Annotated in this window: 16 protein-coding genes; 13 read left to right on the top strand and 3 right to left on the bottom strand. The window is 45.4% G+C overall.

What is annotated here, in order from left to right:
- The first annotated feature begins 146 nt into the window (after positions 1 to 146).
- The gene (locus RBH91_RS20620; RefSeq protein WP_307892766.1) at positions 147 to 1,754 is read left to right on the top strand and encodes a CTP synthase; all 1,608 of its coding nucleotides are present in this window, start codon (positions 147 to 149) and stop codon (positions 1,752 to 1,754) included.
- Positions 1,755 to 1,891: 137 nt separating this feature from the next.
- Here RBH91_RS20620 and RBH91_RS20615 read toward each other — a convergent pair whose 3' ends face one another.
- Positions 1,892 to 2,422 (bottom strand): DUF2529 domain-containing protein, encoded by a 531-nt coding sequence (locus tag RBH91_RS20615; RefSeq protein ID WP_307892765.1) that lies wholly within the window; start codon positions 2,420 to 2,422, stop codon positions 1,892 to 1,894.
- A gap of 175 nt (positions 2,423 to 2,597) precedes the next feature.
- On the opposite strand from RBH91_RS20615, the gene RBH91_RS20610 reads away from it, so the two are divergent.
- The 10 genes from RBH91_RS20610 (at position 2,598) to RBH91_RS20565 (ending at position 13,380) form a co-directional block, all read left to right on the top strand.
- A complete protein-coding gene (locus tag RBH91_RS20610) occupies positions 2,598 to 2,975 on the top strand; it encodes a response regulator (RefSeq protein ID WP_094777285.1) in 378 nt (125 codons plus the stop codon).
- A gap of 208 nt (positions 2,976 to 3,183) precedes the next feature.
- On the top strand, positions 3,184 to 4,041 hold the full coding sequence (locus tag RBH91_RS20605; protein WP_076759362.1) for a class II fructose-bisphosphate aldolase: 858 nt from the start codon (positions 3,184 to 3,186) through the stop codon (positions 4,039 to 4,041).
- A gap of 225 nt (positions 4,042 to 4,266) precedes the next feature.
- On the top strand, positions 4,267 to 4,902 hold the full coding sequence (fsa, locus tag RBH91_RS20600; RefSeq protein ID WP_076759360.1) for a fructose-6-phosphate aldolase: 636 nt from the start codon (positions 4,267 to 4,269) through the stop codon (positions 4,900 to 4,902).
- 252 nt (positions 4,903 to 5,154) lie between these two features.
- Positions 5,155 to 6,444, top strand: a complete 1,290-nt coding sequence (locus tag RBH91_RS20595) for a UDP-N-acetylglucosamine 1-carboxyvinyltransferase (RefSeq protein ID WP_307892764.1) — start codon at positions 5,155 to 5,157, stop codon at positions 6,442 to 6,444.
- Positions 6,445 to 6,510: 66 nt separating this feature from the next.
- Entirely contained in the window at positions 6,511 to 7,476 is a 966-nt protein-coding gene (gene glpX / locus RBH91_RS20590) for a class II fructose-bisphosphatase (RefSeq protein WP_076759353.1), read from the top strand.
- A 474-nt stretch (positions 7,477 to 7,950) separates the two neighbouring features.
- Entirely contained in the window at positions 7,951 to 9,234 is a 1,284-nt protein-coding gene (rho, locus tag RBH91_RS20585; RefSeq protein WP_076759350.1) for a transcription termination factor Rho, read from the top strand.
- 126 nt (positions 9,235 to 9,360) lie between these two features.
- Complete coding sequence (gene rpmE / locus RBH91_RS20580; protein WP_003151132.1) at positions 9,361 to 9,561, top strand: 50S ribosomal protein L31; 201 nt, start codon at positions 9,361 to 9,363, stop codon at positions 9,559 to 9,561.
- A gap of 79 nt (positions 9,562 to 9,640) precedes the next feature.
- Complete coding sequence (locus tag RBH91_RS20575; RefSeq protein ID WP_076759347.1) at positions 9,641 to 10,225, top strand: thymidine kinase; 585 nt, start codon at positions 9,641 to 9,643, stop codon at positions 10,223 to 10,225.
- A 323-nt stretch (positions 10,226 to 10,548) separates the two neighbouring features.
- Positions 10,549 to 12,252: an oxaloacetate-decarboxylating malate dehydrogenase gene (gene malS / locus RBH91_RS20570; protein ID WP_307892763.1), complete on the top strand. Its 1,704-nt coding sequence runs from the start codon at positions 10,549 to 10,551 to the stop codon at positions 12,250 to 12,252.
- Between the two features lie 168 nt (positions 12,253 to 12,420).
- Positions 12,421 to 13,380: an AEC family transporter gene (locus RBH91_RS20565; protein WP_076760240.1), complete on the top strand. Its 960-nt coding sequence runs from the start codon at positions 12,421 to 12,423 to the stop codon at positions 13,378 to 13,380.
- A gap of 50 nt (positions 13,381 to 13,430) precedes the next feature.
- Here RBH91_RS20565 and racA read toward each other — a convergent pair whose 3' ends face one another.
- Together racA and gloA2 are read right to left on the bottom strand one after the other, a co-directional pair.
- Positions 13,431 to 13,982 (bottom strand): chromosome-anchoring protein RacA, encoded by a 552-nt coding sequence (gene racA, locus RBH91_RS20560; RefSeq protein ID WP_307892762.1) that lies wholly within the window; start codon positions 13,980 to 13,982, stop codon positions 13,431 to 13,433.
- A 153-nt stretch (positions 13,983 to 14,135) separates the two neighbouring features.
- Positions 14,136 to 14,519, bottom strand: a complete 384-nt coding sequence (gloA2, locus tag RBH91_RS20555) for an SMU1112c/YaeR family gloxylase I-like metalloprotein (RefSeq protein ID WP_307892761.1) — start codon at positions 14,517 to 14,519, stop codon at positions 14,136 to 14,138.
- A gap of 124 nt (positions 14,520 to 14,643) precedes the next feature.
- Between gloA2 and prfA the strand changes: the two genes are divergently transcribed.
- Positions 14,644 to 15,714: a peptide chain release factor 1 gene (gene prfA / locus RBH91_RS20550; protein WP_307892760.1), complete on the top strand. Its 1,071-nt coding sequence runs from the start codon at positions 14,644 to 14,646 to the stop codon at positions 15,712 to 15,714.
- 2 nt (positions 15,715 to 15,716) lie between these two features.
- Positions 15,717 to 16,583 carry a peptide chain release factor N(5)-glutamine methyltransferase gene (gene prmC, locus RBH91_RS20545; RefSeq protein WP_307892759.1) on the top strand — a complete coding sequence of 289 codons (867 nt, stop codon included), beginning with the start codon at positions 15,717 to 15,719 and terminating at the stop codon, positions 16,581 to 16,583.
- Positions 16,584 to 16,722 lie beyond the last annotated feature (139 nt).

The following is a 16,722-nucleotide window of genomic DNA, read 5'->3' as shown; positions in this document are numbered from 1 at the left end:
TATCAGCTCCCTTTCAAGAAATTGAAAGGGAGCTTTCTTGTTTTTCCGCCTCCTAATCATTTAAGTCATTTAGAAAAGATCTAAATGATTTTTCATAAACAGAGCATTTTAAGGAATAAGCGTTAATTGAAGAGAGGGGTACAGTAATGACAAAATATATCTTTGTAACCGGAGGAGTTGTATCCTCGCTTGGAAAAGGAATTACGGCATCTTCACTCGGCCGCCTGCTGAAAAACAGAGGTCTGAGCGTCACCATCCAAAAATTCGATCCGTATATCAATGTGGATCCCGGCACAATGAGTCCGTATCAGCACGGTGAAGTATTCGTAACCGACGACGGTGCAGAAACGGATCTCGATTTAGGGCACTATGAGCGTTTCATCGATATTAATTTAAATAAATACAGCAATGTGACAACCGGAAAAATCTATTCCACAGTGCTGAAAAAGGAACGCAGAGGAGACTATTTGGGCGGCACCGTTCAGGTGATTCCTCATATCACAAATGAGATCAAAGACCGTGTTTTCCGTGCAGGAAAAGAAACGAACGCCGATGTGGTGATCACGGAAATCGGCGGAACGGTCGGCGATATCGAGTCATTGCCGTTCCTTGAGGCGATCCGCCAAATGAAGAGCGATATCGGGCGCGAGAATGTGATGTACATTCACTGTACGCTTGTTCCGTACCTGAAAGCTGCAGGAGAAATGAAAACAAAGCCGACACAGCACAGTGTGAAAGAGCTCCGCAGCCTCGGCATCCAGCCGAACGTCATCGTTGTGAGAACGGAAATGCCGATTTCTCAGGATATGAAAGACAAAATTGCGCTGTTTTGCGATATCGACCCTAAAGCCGTGATTGAAGCAGGAGATGCGGATACACTATATTCCATTCCTCTTGATCTGCAAAAACAGGGACTCGACAACCTTGTCTGCAATCATTTGAAGCTGGAATGCAAAGAAGCAGACATGGAAGAATGGAAAGAGCTCGTCAATAAAGTGCAAACCCTTTCTAAAACAGCGACAATCGGCTTGGTCGGCAAATACGTCGAACTTCCGGACGCCTATATTTCGGTGGTTGAATCGCTTCGCCATGCTGGATATGCATTTGACTCAGATATTCAGATTAAATGGATCAACGCTGAAGAAGTAACGGAAGAAAACATTGCCGGCTTGGTGCAGGATGTAGACGGCATTCTTGTTCCGGGCGGATTTGGGGATCGCGGAGTCGAAGGGAAAATCGCCGCTGTCAAATATGCGCGCGAGCATAAAATGCCGTTCTTCGGCATTTGCCTCGGCATGCAGGTGGCATCGATCGAGTATGCAAGAAACGTTCTCGAACTTGAAGGAGCGCATTCTGCCGAAATCGATCCTTCCACACCGTATCCGATCATTGACCTTCTTCCTGAACAAAAGGATATTGAAGATCTCGGCGGAACACTTCGCCTCGGACTGTATCCATGTAAGCTGCAGGAAGGTTCAAAAGCTTATGAAGCGTACCAGAATGAAGTGGTTTATGAACGCCACCGCCATCGCTACGAATTTAACAATGAGTTCAGACAGCAGATGGAGGAAGCCGGATTTGTCTTCTCAGGGACAAGCCCTGACGGCCGCCTCGTAGAGATTATTGAGCTGAAAGACCATCCATGGTTTGTCGCGTCGCAGTTCCACCCTGAATTTACTTCAAGACCGACAAGACCGCAAGCATTGTTCAGAGACTTTGTTCATGCTTCATTAAAGGCTTCAGAGAAGCTGTAAAAAACAGAAAAAACCTGCCGGCGGTTCATCTCCGGCAGGTTTTTTTGGCTCTTTCTGGTGATAATAACAGGCAGAACTGGTACTATATTCATAAGGCCCGCCTCATCCCCGGTTTATTACCTTCAGGCAACCTTTTTTCAATGGTATTCCTGAAGAATTTCCTTTAATGTAAATGACAGGGCATGATAAATATAGAGGCTGACCATCAGCGACGGAAAACCGAATCTTGTTCCGTCCTCACCGGGAAGAAGCGGCATTTTAAGTTTAGAATCAATGTGAACATCGGCGAATGTTGCAACGGGTGCGTCTTCTTTGCCGGAAGGGAATACGGCAACCAGTCCGATGCCTTTTTCATTCAGCCTTTTCGCTATTTCCAGATCGCTGTCATCTGAGGGATGCGAGCAAAACATCAGCACTTTATCTGCCGTTTGAAAAGCCGGCCAGTCTTCTTCATTCTGCGGCAGCGGTTTGGCAGAGGGGAACGGCTCAGAGCTGTAAAGCGCTTCTTTCAAAATGCCCTCCAATTCATTTTTTCCATATACATAAACCGAATGATCACTGATGACCGCCTGGGCCAGTAATCGGGCGCCGTCTTCAATCGGCAGGGCTTCACCCTCCTGAATCCGGTTGAAGATTCCAGACAATTGAGTGGTAAAAATTTTAAGCAAACTGACTCCTCCTTTTTTACTGACTATCATTATATAACAAAAGAGAATATTGGGAAAAATCCTCTAAATATGTCGCAAACTTAAATGTTTTAATTAAAGGAAAAGAGAAAATCAAAACAGAATAGATAAACTACTGCTTAATTTTGGCGAAAATTATAAAATATAGAGGTGTAGAATAATGAATGAGAAGATTTTAATCGTAGATGACCAGTACGGAATCCGGGTTTTGCTGAATGAAGTTTTCAATAAAGAAGGGTACAAAACCTTCCAGGCCGCTAACGGAATTCAAGCGCTGGACATTGTCAAAAAACAGCGTCCCGACCTTGTTTTGCTGGATATGAAGATACCTGGAATGGATGGAATTGAAATCTTAAAAAGAATGAAAGTCATAGACGAGGAGATCCGCGTCATTATCATGACCGCATACGGTGAGCTCGATATGATCCAGGAGTCAAAGGAACTCGGGGCTCTGACTCACTTTGCCAAGCCTTTTGACATCGATGAAATCCGCGAGGCGGTCAAAACATACCTTCCGATTAAATCAAACGGCTGACGGGAACGAAAAAGTTTTTGATGTTGTCACAAGCGATGATGTTGCCGATTTGTCGATTAATTGTTATTCTATATAAGTAGAGAAAAGCTATCTAAAGTTTAAAAAAACAAACATTTTACATATGGCAGGTTTTTCTGGTCATGCTAGGTAGGTGTGGAGAGCTTTTTTCGCAAAGAGCAAATCAGGCTACATAAGGAGGACTTTCGACATGCCTTTAGTATCAATGACGGAAATGTTGAATAAAGCAAAAGAAAACGGATATGCTGTCGGACAATTTAACTTAAACAACCTTGAGTTTACTCAAGCGATTTTACAGGCTGCTGAAGAAGAAAAATCTCCAGTGATCCTTGGCGTTTCAGAAGGTGCGGGACGTTACATGGGCGGCTTTAAAACAGTCGTTGCTATGGTAAAAGCACTTATGGAAGAATACAAAGTGACAGTTCCTGTCGCCATTCACTTGGATCACGGTTCAAGCTTTGAATCTTGTGCAAAAGCGATTCATGCAGGTTTCACCTCTGTCATGATCGATGCTTCTCACCATCCATTTGAAGAAAACGTAGAAACAACTTCTAAAGTTGTTGAGCTTGCTCATTTCCATGGAGTATCTGTAGAAGCTGAGCTTGGAACAGTCGGCGGACAAGAAGATGACGTTATCGCTGAAGGCGTAATCTACGCTGATCCTAAAGAGTGCCAAGAGCTTGTTGAGCGTACTGGAATCGACTGCCTTGCACCTGCACTAGGTTCAGTTCACGGCCCTTACAAAGGCGAACCAAATCTTGGCTTCAAAGAGATGGAAGAGATCGGAAAATCAACAGGCCTTCCGCTCGTTCTTCACGGCGGTACTGGAATTCCGACTGCTGACATCCAAAAAGCGGTCTCACTTGGTACAGCTAAAATCAACGTAAACACTGAAAACCAAATTTCTTCAGCTAAAGCTGTTCGTGAAACATTGGCAGCGAAGCCTGACGAGTACGATCCTCGTAAATACCTGGGACCTGCTCGCGAAGCGATTAAAGAAACTGTTATCGGCAAAATGCGTGAATTTGGTTCTTCAAACAAAGCATAATGACGCTTTGGAAAAGCACACCTGTTTCCCTTCAAGGGAAATAGGATGTTTTTCTGGTGTTTTAGGGAAGTGCTGTTAACACATGCCGTTTAAGCATGAGGCTCTTTTGCTTCCCGTTCAGTCAAAAAGCCGCCTGATAGCGACAGGCGGTTTTATCCATATCATCCGGAAAGCGCAAACAAGTTTCATAGTTCAGACATTTTCATGACAGGAGGTTTTATCAATATGCTGTTTTTTATTGATACTGCAAATTTAGACGAAATTAAAGAGGCCCATTCTCTCGGCGTGCTTGCGGGGGTTACGACAAATCCTAGTTTAGTAGCAAAGGAAAATATTTCGTTTCATGATCGTCTGCGTGAAATTACCGAGGTGGTTTCAGGATCTGTTAGCGCTGAGGTTATTTCTCTAAAGGCGGAGGAAATGATTGAAGAAGGAAAAGAGCTTGCCAAAATCGCACCTCATATTACGGTGAAAATTCCAATGACGTCTGACGGTTTGAAAGCTGTTAAAGCACTTACCGATCTCGGCATTAAGACGAACGTAACGCTGATCTTCAGTGCGAATCAGGCGCTTCTGGCGGCAAGAGCCGGAGCTACTTATGTTTCTCCATTCCTGGGGCGCTTGGATGACATCGGTCATAACGGACTTGACTTGATCAGCGAAATCAAACAAATTTTTGATGTACACGGTTTGGATACGCAAATCATTGCCGCATCGATCCGTCATCCGCAGCATGTAACAGAAGCTGCACTAAGAGGGGCTCATATCGGCACTATGCCGCTGAAGGTCATTCACCAGCTGACAAAGCACCCGTTGACCGATAAAGGAATTGAACAGTTTTTAGCCGATTGGAATAAATAAAACCCCAGGCTTCGAAGTGAGTGGCAAGTGGAGGGACCCCCTCTGTTTGTCACCATTTTGTCTTATAAAGAGAAATGAATGTTTTGCAGAAGAGAACCCTTGCCGCAGACAGCTTCGCTATTTTCTTCCTGATAAATTTTGAAATGTGTTGTATTCTTTCTCTTTTAATTGGATAGATTTTGAAATGAACCATTTATTTTGAGTTCTTATTATACGCTCCATTAGCTATCTTCTTTAAGGAAGGAGACGATCATGGAAAAGTTAAATATAGCTGGCGGCGATCCTTTGAATGGAACAGTACATATAAGCGGAGCCAAAAACAGTGCTGTCGCCCTTATACCCGCGACGATTTTGGCTGAATCGACGGTTACGCTTGAAGGCCTTCCCCATATATCAGACATTTTGACACTTCGCGATCTGCTGAGGGAGATCGGTGGACATGTTCATTTTGAAAAAGGAGAAATGGTCGTTGATCCTGCGCCGATGATCAGTATGCCTCTGCCGAATGGAAAAGTGAAACAGCTTCGGGCTTCTTATTATTTAATGGGGGCGATGCTCGGCCGCTTTAAAAAGGCGGTTATCGGCCTTCCAGGCGGCTGCCACCTAGGTCCGAGACCGATTGACCAGCATATCAAAGGTTTTGAGGCGCTTGGTGCCGAGGTGACAAATGAACAAGGCGCGATCTATTTGCGTGCAGAGGAATTAAAAGGTGCGCGCATTTATCTTGATGTCGTCAGTGTTGGAGCAACGATCAACATCATGCTTGCTGCCGTGCTCGCCAAAGGCAGAACCGTGATTGAGAATGCTGCGAAGGAACCGGAAATTATCGATGTCGCCACCCTTTTAACAAATATGGGGGCGAAAATAAAAGGAGCCGGCACTGATGTTATCCGCATCGAGGGCGTTGAATCCCTTCACGGCTGCAGACACTCGATTATTCCAGACCGGATAGAAGCCGGGACTTTCCTGATTGCAGCGGCCTCCATGGGACAAGAAGTGCTGATTGACAATGTGATACCGACACACTTGGAATCGCTGTTAGCCAAGCTGCGCGAGATGGGGATCCGGATTGAAGAAAGCAGCGATCAGATTTTAATGATCGGCGGAAAAAAAGAGCTGAAACCGGTCGATCTCAAAACGCTTGTATATCCGGGCTTTCCCACCGATCTGCAGCAGCCGATGAGTTCGCTTTTAACAAAGGCAAGCGGGACGAGCGTTGTCACTGACACCATTTACTCTGCCCGCTTCAAACATATTGACGAGCTCAGGCGCATGGGTGCATCGATGAAAGTCGAGGGAAGATCGGCGATCATCACCGGTCCTGTCCCTCTGCAAGGCGCCAAAGTCAAAGCTAGTGATCTGAGAGCGGGAGCTTGTCTCGTCGTAGCTGGGCTCATGGCAGATGGGATTACCGAAATTACCGGTCTTGAACATCTTGACAGGGGATACAGCCTGCTTGAAGAGAAGCTGACGAACCTTGGCGCCACCGTCTGGCGTGAAAAATTGACAGACCAAGAAATTGAACAGCTGCAAAATTCCTAGTGGACAATTGCTTGCAATGATCAAACATAAACCGATTTTAAATTGGCGAGAGGAGATTAGATAGCAATGGAAAGAAGCTTATCGATGGAACTTGTACGTGTGACAGAGGCGGCTGCGCTTAAGTCGGCACGCTGGATGGGAAGGGGAAAAAAAGACGAAGCCGACGACGCTGCGACAAGCGCAATGAGGGATGTATTTGATACCATTCCGATGAAAGGGACAGTTGTCATCGGTGAAGGCGAAATGGATGAGGCCCCTATGCTCTATATCGGAGAAAAATTGGGGAACGGCTACGGACCGCGGGTAGACGTAGCAGTCGATCCTCTCGAAGGCACGAACATTGTCGCAAGCGGCGGCTGGAATGCCCTTGCCGTTATCGCTGTTGCGGACCATGGAAATCTGCTGAATGCACCTGACATGTATATGGATAAAATCGCCGTCGGTCCAGAAGCCGTCGGATGCATCGATATTGAGGCGCCGGTGATTGATAATTTGAAAGCCGTGGCCAAAGCCAAAAATAAAGATGTAGAAGATGTTGTGGCAACCGTTTTGAACCGTTCCAGACATGAGCGCATCATCCATGAACTTCGGGAAGCAGGCGCAAGAATCAAGCTGATCAATGATGGTGATGTGGCCGGAGCGATCAATACAGCTTTTGATCATACTGGAGTTGATATTTTATTCGGATCAGGAGGCGCTCCGGAAGGTGTTTTATCCGCTGTGGCGCTGAAGGCGCTTGGAGGAGAAATCCATGGCAAGCTGCTTCCGCAAACCGAGGAAGAACTGAAACGTTGTGAAAAAATGGGTCTTGATACGGCGAAAGTGCTGCGAATGGAGGATCTCGTCAAAGGAGACGACGCGATTTTTGCTGCAACCGGTGTGACGGACGGAGAGCTGCTGCGCGGCGTACAATTTAAAGGTTCTGTCGGAACAACGCACAGTATTGTGATGAGGGCAAAATCCGGCACTGTCCGCTTCGTTGACGGAAGACACAGCCTCAAGAAAAAACCAAACTTAGTGATTCGGCCTTAAAGGAAAGAAAAAGCGGGGACTGTGTGACCCGCTTTTCCCTTGTATTTGACCGTCTTATGGATTGAACAGATTTCATTGTTCTGATACAATTGCATACAGCTTGCATCTCCTTGACAAGCTTCTGGCACTTTTCAAAACAGAGTCATCTCTATCAATTTCATGTCAAATTACAAATGAAGTTGAATATGAACGTCAAATGAGGTAAAAATAAAGAGTGCTGCGAAATTTTCTGCGCATCTGGTTCTTAAGGAGAGCCTAAATTCCTGCCGCATCGATTAGATATGCGATATTCTTCTCTTGTTATGTCCTCGCTTCTTTCTCGACTCATACTTATAATCCTTTTCAATACGTCGATATATATGGGTGGAAGCGTTGCCGATAGAAGCTGAATCGGCAGTATAAATCAAGCGTCTCCGTTTAGCTTATGAGACAAAGTAAAATATTATATTTGATTAGAAAAGAGTGGTGTTCTTTGTGAAAGATGTATCCATTTCATCTTTGGAAAATATGAAATTAAAAGAGCTGTATGAGCTTGCAAGGCACTATAAAGTCTCGTATTACAGCAAACTGACAAAAAAGGAACTGATTTTCGCCATTTTGAAAGCAAATGCCGAACAGGAAGACCTTCTGTTTATGGAAGGCGTTTTGGAAATTATCCAGTCAGAAGGGTTTGGTTTCCTCAGACCGATTAACTATTCCCCGAGTTCAGAGGATATCTATATTTCTGCTTCCCAAATCCGCCGCTTTGATTTGAGAAACGGTGATAAAGTATCCGGGAAAGTCCGGCCTCCAAAAGAAAATGAGCGATACTACGGTCTGCTTCATGTTGAAGCGGTTAACGGAGATGATCCTGAATCTGCAAAAGAACGGGTGCACTTCCCGGCTTTAACGCCTCTTTATCCAGATCGCCAGATGGTGCTTGAGACGAAGCCGAATTACTTGTCAACGCGTATCATGGACATGATGGCGCCGGTTGGCTTTGGACAGCGCGGTTTGATTGTCGCTCCTCCAAAAGCAGGTAAAACAATGCTTCTCAAAGAAATCGCCAACAGCATTACAGCTAATCACCCGGAAGCGGAGCTGATCGTGCTTCTGATAGATGAAAGACCTGAGGAAGTGACAGATATCGAACGCTCTGTTGCGGGAGACGTTGTCAGCTCGACTTTTGATGAGGTGCCTGAAAACCATATAAAAGTGGCCGAGCTTGTGCTGGAACGGGCGATGAGACTCGTGGAGCATAAAAAAGACGTCATCATTTTAATGGACAGCATTACAAGGCTGGCGCGTGCTTACAACTTAGTCATTCCGCCAAGCGGCAGAACATTGTCCGGGGGAATTGATCCCGGAGCATTCCACCGTCCGAAGCGGTTCTTTGGAGCGGCGCGGAACATTGAAGAGGGCGGCAGTTTGACGATATTGGCAACCGCATTGGTTGATACAGGCTCGCGTATGGACGATGTGATCTATGAAGAATTTAAAGGAACCGGTAACATGGAGCTGCATCTTGACCGCTCTCTTGCGGAAAGAAGAATTTTTCCTGCCATTGATATTCGCCGTTCGGGTACGCGTAAAGAAGAGCTCCTTGTTCCGAAAGAACACCTTGACCGTCTGTGGTCCATCCGCAAAACCATGTCTGATACACCGGATTTTGTGGAGAAATTTATGAGAAAAATGAAGAAGACCAAAACAAACCAGGAATTCTTCGATATTTTGATTCAGGAATGGAAGCAGGCCAATATGTCGGCTGCCAGACGGTGATTACAACTTTAGTTTGCAAATCGTCCGAATCGCTGTTATAATTCTATCATGTGCGTTCCGGAGGTTTTGTCCCGGAATATTAACTCTGTTTCCGAATTGGATTCAGGGCGGAAGGAGATGACAGACATGAAAGCAGGAATTCATCCTAATTTCAAAAAAGCAACAGTCAAATGCGCTTGTGGAAACGAATTTGAAACAGGTTCAGTAAAAGAAGAGGTACGCGTTGAGATTTGTTCTGAATGCCATCCGTTCTACACTGGCCGCCAAAAATTCGCTTCTGCTGATGGTCGTGTTGATCGCTTTAACAAAAAATACGGTCTTAAGTAATAATAGATATGATAAACAGGCAGGAATCTTCTTGCCTGTTTTTTACATGCCATAAACTGCTCGAGAGGGGTTAAAGAGGATGTACATCATGAAGCAAAGCGGCTGGCTTGAACTCATATGCGGAAGCATGTTTTCGGGCAAATCAGAAGAGCTGATCCGCCGAGTCAAAAGAGCAACATTTGCCAAGCAGGAAGTCAAAGTGTTTAAGCCTGCCATTGACAATCGTTACAGCAATGATTCGGTTGTGTCGCATAATGGGGCCTCCATTGTGTGCCATGCCATTACATCTCCGCAAGAAATATACAAATACATAAGTGTCAAAACAGATGTGATCGCTGTCGATGAAGTGCAGTTTTTTGACAAAACGATCATCGGTACTTTAACCGCTCTGGCTGATCAAGGCTATCGAGTGATTGCCGCAGGGCTTGATCAAGATTTTCGCGGAGAACCATTCGGCGTCGTTCCGGACTTGATGGCTTTGGCGGAAACGGTGACTAAACTGCAAGCGGTATGTTCTGTCTGCGGTTCCCCGGCAAGCCGGACACAAAGACTGATCAACGGAAAACCGGCTTCATATGATGATCCGGTCATTTTGGTGGGGGCTTCTGAAGCATATGAAGCACGCTGCCGTCATCACCATGAGGTACCCGGAAAACCTGAATAGATCGCAAGTTAAAAGCGTCTTAAAACACTTGGTAAAAACAAGTGTTTTTTTTATTGGGTTCTTTTTTTAGAAATTAATGTAATTAAAAAACTTAATTAAGAATACGAAAAAATTATCTAATTTTCATCGCTTGAATTTTGACAATAGCAGGCATAAAATGACTTACTGTAGTCAGAAAAAATGTAAAGAGGTTTTCGGTATTGTTCAGATTTTTGTCAAAAACGCGCGTACATATTTGACAAATCAATGCAAGAAGGCAATGTCTTAATCATTTATCGTAATTATTTCACCTTATTAACATTTTAAGAAAGAAGGTAATTAGTGTGAATAACATGAAAAAAACGAAGGAAGGAAATTTGGAAACTTCTTTAAGAGGAAAAGATGTTTTATCAATTCCTGCTTTAAATAAAGGGGTGGCATTTTCTCTTGAAGAAAGAAAGAACCTCGGCCTTGAAGGGCTGCTGCCGCCGACTGTTCTCAGTCTTGACCAGCAGGCGGAACGGGCTTACGATCAATTTTCAGCTCAGCCTGACCGCCTTCGCCAAAACGTATATTTAAACGACCTTCAAAACAGAAATGAAGTGCTTTTCTATAAATTATTGCAAAATCACCTTCGTGAAATGCTTCCTGTCGTTTACACACCGACTGTCGGTGAAGCGATTCAGGAGTACAGTCATGAATACCGCAGACCGCACGGACTCTACTTGTCTATTGATGATATAGAAGGAATCGAAACGGCGTTTCAAAATCTCCAGGCATCAGAAGATGACATTGATCTGATTGTTGCAACCGATTCTGAAAGCATTCTTGGCATCGGCGATTGGGGTGTCGGAGGCATCAACATTGCGATTGGTAAGCTGGCTGTTTATACGGCAGCGGCAGGAATCGATCCTAAGCGCGTCATTCCGGTTGTCTTGGATGTCGGAACAAATAATGAAAAGCTTCTTAACGATCCGCTGTACATCGGAAACCGTCATCCGCGAGTTGAAGGTGAGCGTTATGATCAATTCATCGACGCTTATGTCGAAACAGCATTAAAATATTTCCCTACAGCACTTCTTCATTGGGAAGATTTCGGAAACAAAAACGCCCGTAACATTATGGGTAAATATAACCATAAAATCCCGACGTTTAATGATGATATCCAAGGAACTGGAGCGATTACGCTGGCTGCGATTTTAGCGGCTGTTAAAAAGACTGGAACATCATTAAAAGATCACCGCGTCGTCATTTTCGGACCTGGTTCAGCGGGAATCGGCATCGCTGATCAAATTCGCGACACCATGGTTCTTGAAGGGCTGTCGGAAGAAGAAGCAAACAAAGCGTTCTGGACAGTCGATTACAGAGGTTTATTGATGGAAGGCATGGACAATATTCTCGATTTCCAAAAACCATACTTGCGCAGTACAGAAGAAGTGAAAGATTGGAAACGCAATGAAAAAGGAGAAATTTCTTTCGAAGAAGTCGTTCGTCAAGTGAAGCCATCCATTTTGATCGGAACGTCAGGTGTTGCCGGCGCCTTCACAGAAGAAATTATTAAGGAAATGGCGGCTCATACCGATCGCCCGGTTATTTTACCGATGTCCAATCCTACTCCGCTTGCTGAAGCTGTTCCTGAAGACCTGTTCAAATGGACGGATGGAAAAGCATTGGTCGCGACTGGAAGCCCGTTTGAACCTGTTGTTTACAATGGCGTATCGCATGAAATCGGACAATCAAACAACGCTTTTGTTTTCCCTGGATTAGGACTTGGCACAATCGTTTCACAAGCAAAAGAGATCACAAACGGAATGTTTGCTGCATCCGCAAATGCGGTTGCCAATATGGTTGACCATGAACAGCCTGGTGCAGGACTGCTTCCGAAAATTGATGATCTTCAAGACGTATCTGTTCAAGTGGCGATTGATGTTGTAAAAGCAGCCATTAAAGACAGAGTGGCGCGCGTTCAGCCGGATGATGTCGAAAAAGCAGTACGGGATGCAATGTGGCGTCCTGAATATAAAACGATTGTTGCAAAGCGCGACTAATATTTCAGGCTGAGGAAACGATAAAAAAAATGGCGGCCGATGGCGGAGATGAAAGAGCCCGCAGGCCGCAGCGATAAACTGGGGACCGGCGGCTCAACCGAACGTTCCATACAAAGCCGCCGACATCATGTCCTGAAAAAATGGGACAACACAGAGGAGGAAACAGCTTTGAGCTTTTTAAATATTTTAATCCTCCTTGCGCCAATATTTTTCGTTATTGCGCTGGGATGGTTTGCAGGTCATTTTGGAAGTTATGATGCTAAATCAGCAAAAGGGGTAAGCACACTCGTTACGAAATATGCGCTGCCGGCTCACTTTGTGTCAAGCATCTTGTCAACGCCAAAGGATAAATTTTATAGTCAGATTCCATTAATGGTATCATTGGTTATTGGGATTGTAGGATTTTACGTTATTATTTTGATTTTTTTAAGATTTTTATTTAAGTATGATCTAACGGATGCTTCAATGTTTTCATTGAACTCTGCACAGCCGACATTTGCCTTTATGGGAATTCCGGTATTGGGAAGCCTTTTCGGCATGCAGGAGGTAGCGATTCCGATCGCGATCACAGGAATCGTCGTCAATGCAATGCTCGACCCATTGGCGATCATTGTAGGTACTGTAGGCCGGTCATCATCTAAAGACCAAAGCGAACAAAGCGAAAGCATTTGGAAAGTGACAGGGAAATCCATTTTGCACGGTTTGTCAGAGCCGCTTGCATTTGCGCCGCTCGCAAGTATTATTCTCGTTTTATTCGGTCTGCAAATTCCTGAACTGCCGCAGAAAATGCTTAACATGATCGGAGATACGACTTCCGGGATCGCCCTTTTCGCAGTCGGGGTGACAGTCGGTATCCGCAAAATCAAATTCAGCGTGCCGGCTTTGAGTATCGCCTTGTTGAAGGTTGCTGCCCAGCCAGCATTAATGTTTGTGATTGCGATGGCTGTCGGTCTGTCTTCCGCCGACTTGACAAAAGCGGTTCTGCTCGTAGCATTCCCTGGTTCCGCCGTAGCGGCGATGATCGCTACAAACTTTGAAAGACAGGAAGCGGAAACGGCATCGGCATTTGTTATCAGTGCGGTTCTATCCATTATTTCACTGCCGATTTTAATAGCCATCACCGCATAAGAAAAAGCTTGCAAGTTGCCGTTTCGACAGCACTTGCAAGCTTTTTGTGTTTAAAAAGAGAAAATGGATTTAAATTTGCTTTTCGGTTTTTCTTCTCTTTTGACAGCTGGTTCTTTCTTGTCTTTGCTGTTTTCCAATTCGCTGATTTTTCGCTCAAGATTTTTAATTTGCTGCCGCTCTTCTTCAAGCTCGCGTCTTTGCTGAAGCAGCTGATAGGAGACGACTTCATCCGCTTTTTGCTCCAGCTTCCTTTCCAGCTCGGCGATTTTTTTTTGAAGCAGCTCGCGTTCAAGCTGTTCATGCTGCAAGAACTGCTCCAGTTTTTCTTCGATTAACGCGTTCAAATGCTCCGGGGCTTTCGCTTGGACAGTTTCATTTTTCTTGATGAAGAAGGATTTTTTCGGCCGTGCAACTGTGACATTCTGCATTGGGGTTCCGTTTTTCAGCTGCTCCTTGACTTCCTTTAAAACGGCGATGTCTTCGTCTGTGAAGAAGTAGTGTCCAAGCTCATTCCGGGAAGCGGGCAGTTGCAGCTGTTTGACCCAGCGCTGCACCGTTTTTGTGGAAACGCCGAGTTTGTTTGCCGCATCAGTTGTATTCATTTTGGATACCTCCTTTTAACCTGTAACTAAAACATCTAAAAGGGGTATTCGACCTGGATCGAAAGCTTCCTTCCTGTTAGACAAAAGAAGAAGGGATTCGGCAAAGAAAGCGATATTTCCCCAGACTGCCCGCTCAACACGTATAATTTAGCGTTATGCTTCATAAAGCTCTAAAGGCAGCCCGTCGGGATCGGAGAAAAAAGTAAACCGCTTACCAGTTCCCGGGTCGATGCGGACCGGCTCTGTCGATACGCCTTTTTCGCGAAGCTTGCTGACGGCATGATCAAGGTCGTTTACGGTGAACGCCAAATGGCGGAGACCAGCTGCCTCCGGCCTGGTAAGGCGTTCGGGCGGATTCGGGAACGAAAACAGCTCAATGACGTACCGGCCGTTTAAAGAGAGGTCCAGTTTGTATGAATCCCGGTCCTTTCTGTAGGTTTCGCTGAGGATCTCAAGGCCGAGCTTGTCGACATAAAATGATTTGGATGCTTCATAATCTGAGCAGATGATCGCAGTGTGATGGATCGATTCAAGCATATAGCGGCAGACTCCTTTTTTCTTAAAAGTATACTAAAAAGCGCAATCTGCCAAGTTGTTTTGACTGGGAGCAGTCCCTATACTATAATTATAATGTTACGCACAGCAAACAGAGGTGAAGACCGTGTTAGACCGTTTAAAATCGATAGAAGATCGTTATGAAAAATTAAATGAGCTCTTAAGCGACCCGGAAGTTGTCAATGACCCGAAGAAGCTTAGGGAATATTCAAAAGAGCAATCTGATATACAGGAAACAGTTGAAGTATATAGACGTTATCGGAGCGCAGCAGAGCAGCTGAATGATGCAAAGGCGATGCTTGAAGAAAAGCTCGATAGTGAAATGCGCGAAATGGTCAAAGAGGAGATTTCAGAGCTGCAGGAAGAAACCGAAACGCTGACAGACCAACTGAAGGTATTGCTTATCCCGAAAGATCCGAACGATGATAAAAACGTTATTATGGAGATCCGCGGGGCGGCAGGCGGCGAGGAAGCGGCATTATTTGCCGGAAACCTTTACCGGATGTACAGCCGGTATGCCGAACTGCAGGGCTGGAAAACAGAAGTGATGGAAGCCAATACGACAGGCACCGGCGGCTATAAAGAGATTATTTTTATGATTAATGGAAACGGTGCATACTCAAGGATGAAATACGAGAACGGTGCGCACCGCGTGCAGCGCGTACCTGAGACGGAATCCGGCGGGCGCATCCATACGTCGACGGCTACGGTTGCCTGTCTGCCTGAAGCAGAAGAAGTCGAAGTTGAAATACATGAGAAAGATATTCGCGTCGATACGTTCGCTTCAAGCGGTCCAGGAGGGCAAAGCGTAAATACGACGATGTCCGCCGTGCGGCTGACACACCTTCCGACCGGTGTTGTCGTTTCATGCCAGGATGAGAAATCACAGATTAAAAACAAAGAAAAGGCAATGAAGGTGCTGCGCGCAAGAATTTATGATAAATTTCAGCAGGAAGCACAAGCTGAATATGATCAAAACCGAAAATCAGCCGTCGGTACAGGAGACCGCTCTGAGCGCATCCGCACGTATAACTTTCCGCAAAACCGCGTGACAGATCACCGGATCGGTTTAACGATCCAAAAGCTCGACCAAATACTTGAGGGCAAGCTTGATGAAATCATTGACGCACTGATCGTAGAAGATCAGTCAAGCAAGCTTCAGCATGCGGAGAGCTAAAGATGAAAACGATTTTCGAAGCCCTTCATTGGGCTTCTTCTTATTTAACTGACGCGGGAAGAGACCGAAATGCCGCAGAAATTTTGCTGGCTGACCAGCTTAAAATGGAACGCAGCAAACTGTTGGCCAGCTTTCATGATGCGATGCCGGAAAACGATTTTCTGCAATTTAAAAAGTCTGTTGAGATGCACCAATCAGGTGTACCCGTTCAATATATCACCGGAAAGGAATGGTTTTACGGCCGGGAATTTTTAGTCAATGAACATGTTCTGATTCCCCGTCCTGAAACGGAAGAAGTCGTTGAAGCCGTCCTTTCTGAGGCCCATCAGGTTTTTCCTGAAAAGGAATGCCTTGAAACCGTCGACGTCGGTACGGGGAGCGGAGCTATCTCCGTTACCCTTGCACTGGAGAGCAAGCGCTTCTCCGTAACGGCCACAGACATTTCTGAAGAAGCGCTGAGAACAGCGGAGAATAATGCAAAAAGGCTCGGAGCAAAAGTGGATTTCATCTGCGGCGATTTGCTGCAGCCGCTGATGATGCAAAGCAAAAAAGCGGATGTCATCGTGTCGAATCCTCCTTATATATCAGAGGAAGAGATGCGGACGCTGTCAGATGTCGTCCGCCTGCACGAACCTGTCGGAGCCTTGACGGACGGAGCCGACGGCTTGCGGTTTTATTATCGCTTGATGAAGGAATTGCCCGAGGTCATTGCGGATAAAGCATTGATTGTTTTTGAAATTGGCTGGACACAGGGAAACGCCGTTCGGGACATGTTTCAACAGTTCTTTCCGAAAGCGGAAGTTCAGGTGAAGAAGGATCTCAATGGAAAAGACCGCATTGTATGGGCTGTAATCGAACATTGCAGCTGAAAAAGAACAGCCGGAGCCAGGCTGTTCTTTTTGTTATCCAGTCAACTTAGTTTAAAAGCTTAATAGATTTTTTGCCGGCCGCCGTTTAAACCGTTTCGTTTTTGACCATAATGTGGCTAGAAAAGGTTGAAGAACGGAG

It is taken from the genome of Bacillus swezeyi (assembly GCF_030908325.1).
Taxonomy (GTDB): domain Bacteria; phylum Bacillota; class Bacilli; order Bacillales; family Bacillaceae; genus Bacillus; species Bacillus swezeyi.
The sequence above is the reverse complement of the archived record's forward strand: the minus strand, read 5'-3'. Positions and strand labels throughout refer to the sequence as shown.

Bases quoted from the DNA above. Each gene is read 5' to 3' on its own strand.
- RBH91_RS20620 (WP_307892766.1), top strand. From the start codon at position 147: ATGACAAAATATATCTTTGTAACCGGAGGAGTTGTATCCTCGCTTGGA.
- RBH91_RS20605 (WP_076759362.1), top strand. From the start codon at position 3,184: ATGCCTTTAGTATCAATGACGGAAATGTTGAATAAAGCAAAAGAAAAC.
- fsa (WP_076759360.1), top strand. From the start codon at position 4,267: ATGCTGTTTTTTATTGATACTGCAAATTTAGACGAAATTAAAGAGGCC.
- RBH91_RS20595 (WP_307892764.1), top strand. From the start codon at position 5,155: ATGGAAAAGTTAAATATAGCTGGCGGCGATCCTTTGAATGGAACAGTA.
- glpX (WP_076759353.1), top strand. From the start codon at position 6,511: ATGGAAAGAAGCTTATCGATGGAACTTGTACGTGTGACAGAGGCGGCT.
- rpmE (WP_003151132.1), top strand. From the start codon at position 9,361: ATGAAAGCAGGAATTCATCCTAATTTCAAAAAAGCAACAGTCAAATGC.
- RBH91_RS20575 (WP_076759347.1), top strand. From the start codon at position 9,641: ATGTACATCATGAAGCAAAGCGGCTGGCTTGAACTCATATGCGGAAGC.
- racA (WP_307892762.1), bottom strand. From the start codon at position 13,982: ATGAATACAACTGATGCGGCAAACAAACTCGGCGTTTCCACAAAAACG.
- gloA2 (WP_307892761.1), bottom strand. From the start codon at position 14,519: ATGCTTGAATCGATCCATCACACTGCGATCATCTGCTCAGATTATGAA.
- prmC (WP_307892759.1), top strand. From the start codon at position 15,717: ATGAAAACGATTTTCGAAGCCCTTCATTGGGCTTCTTCTTATTTAACT.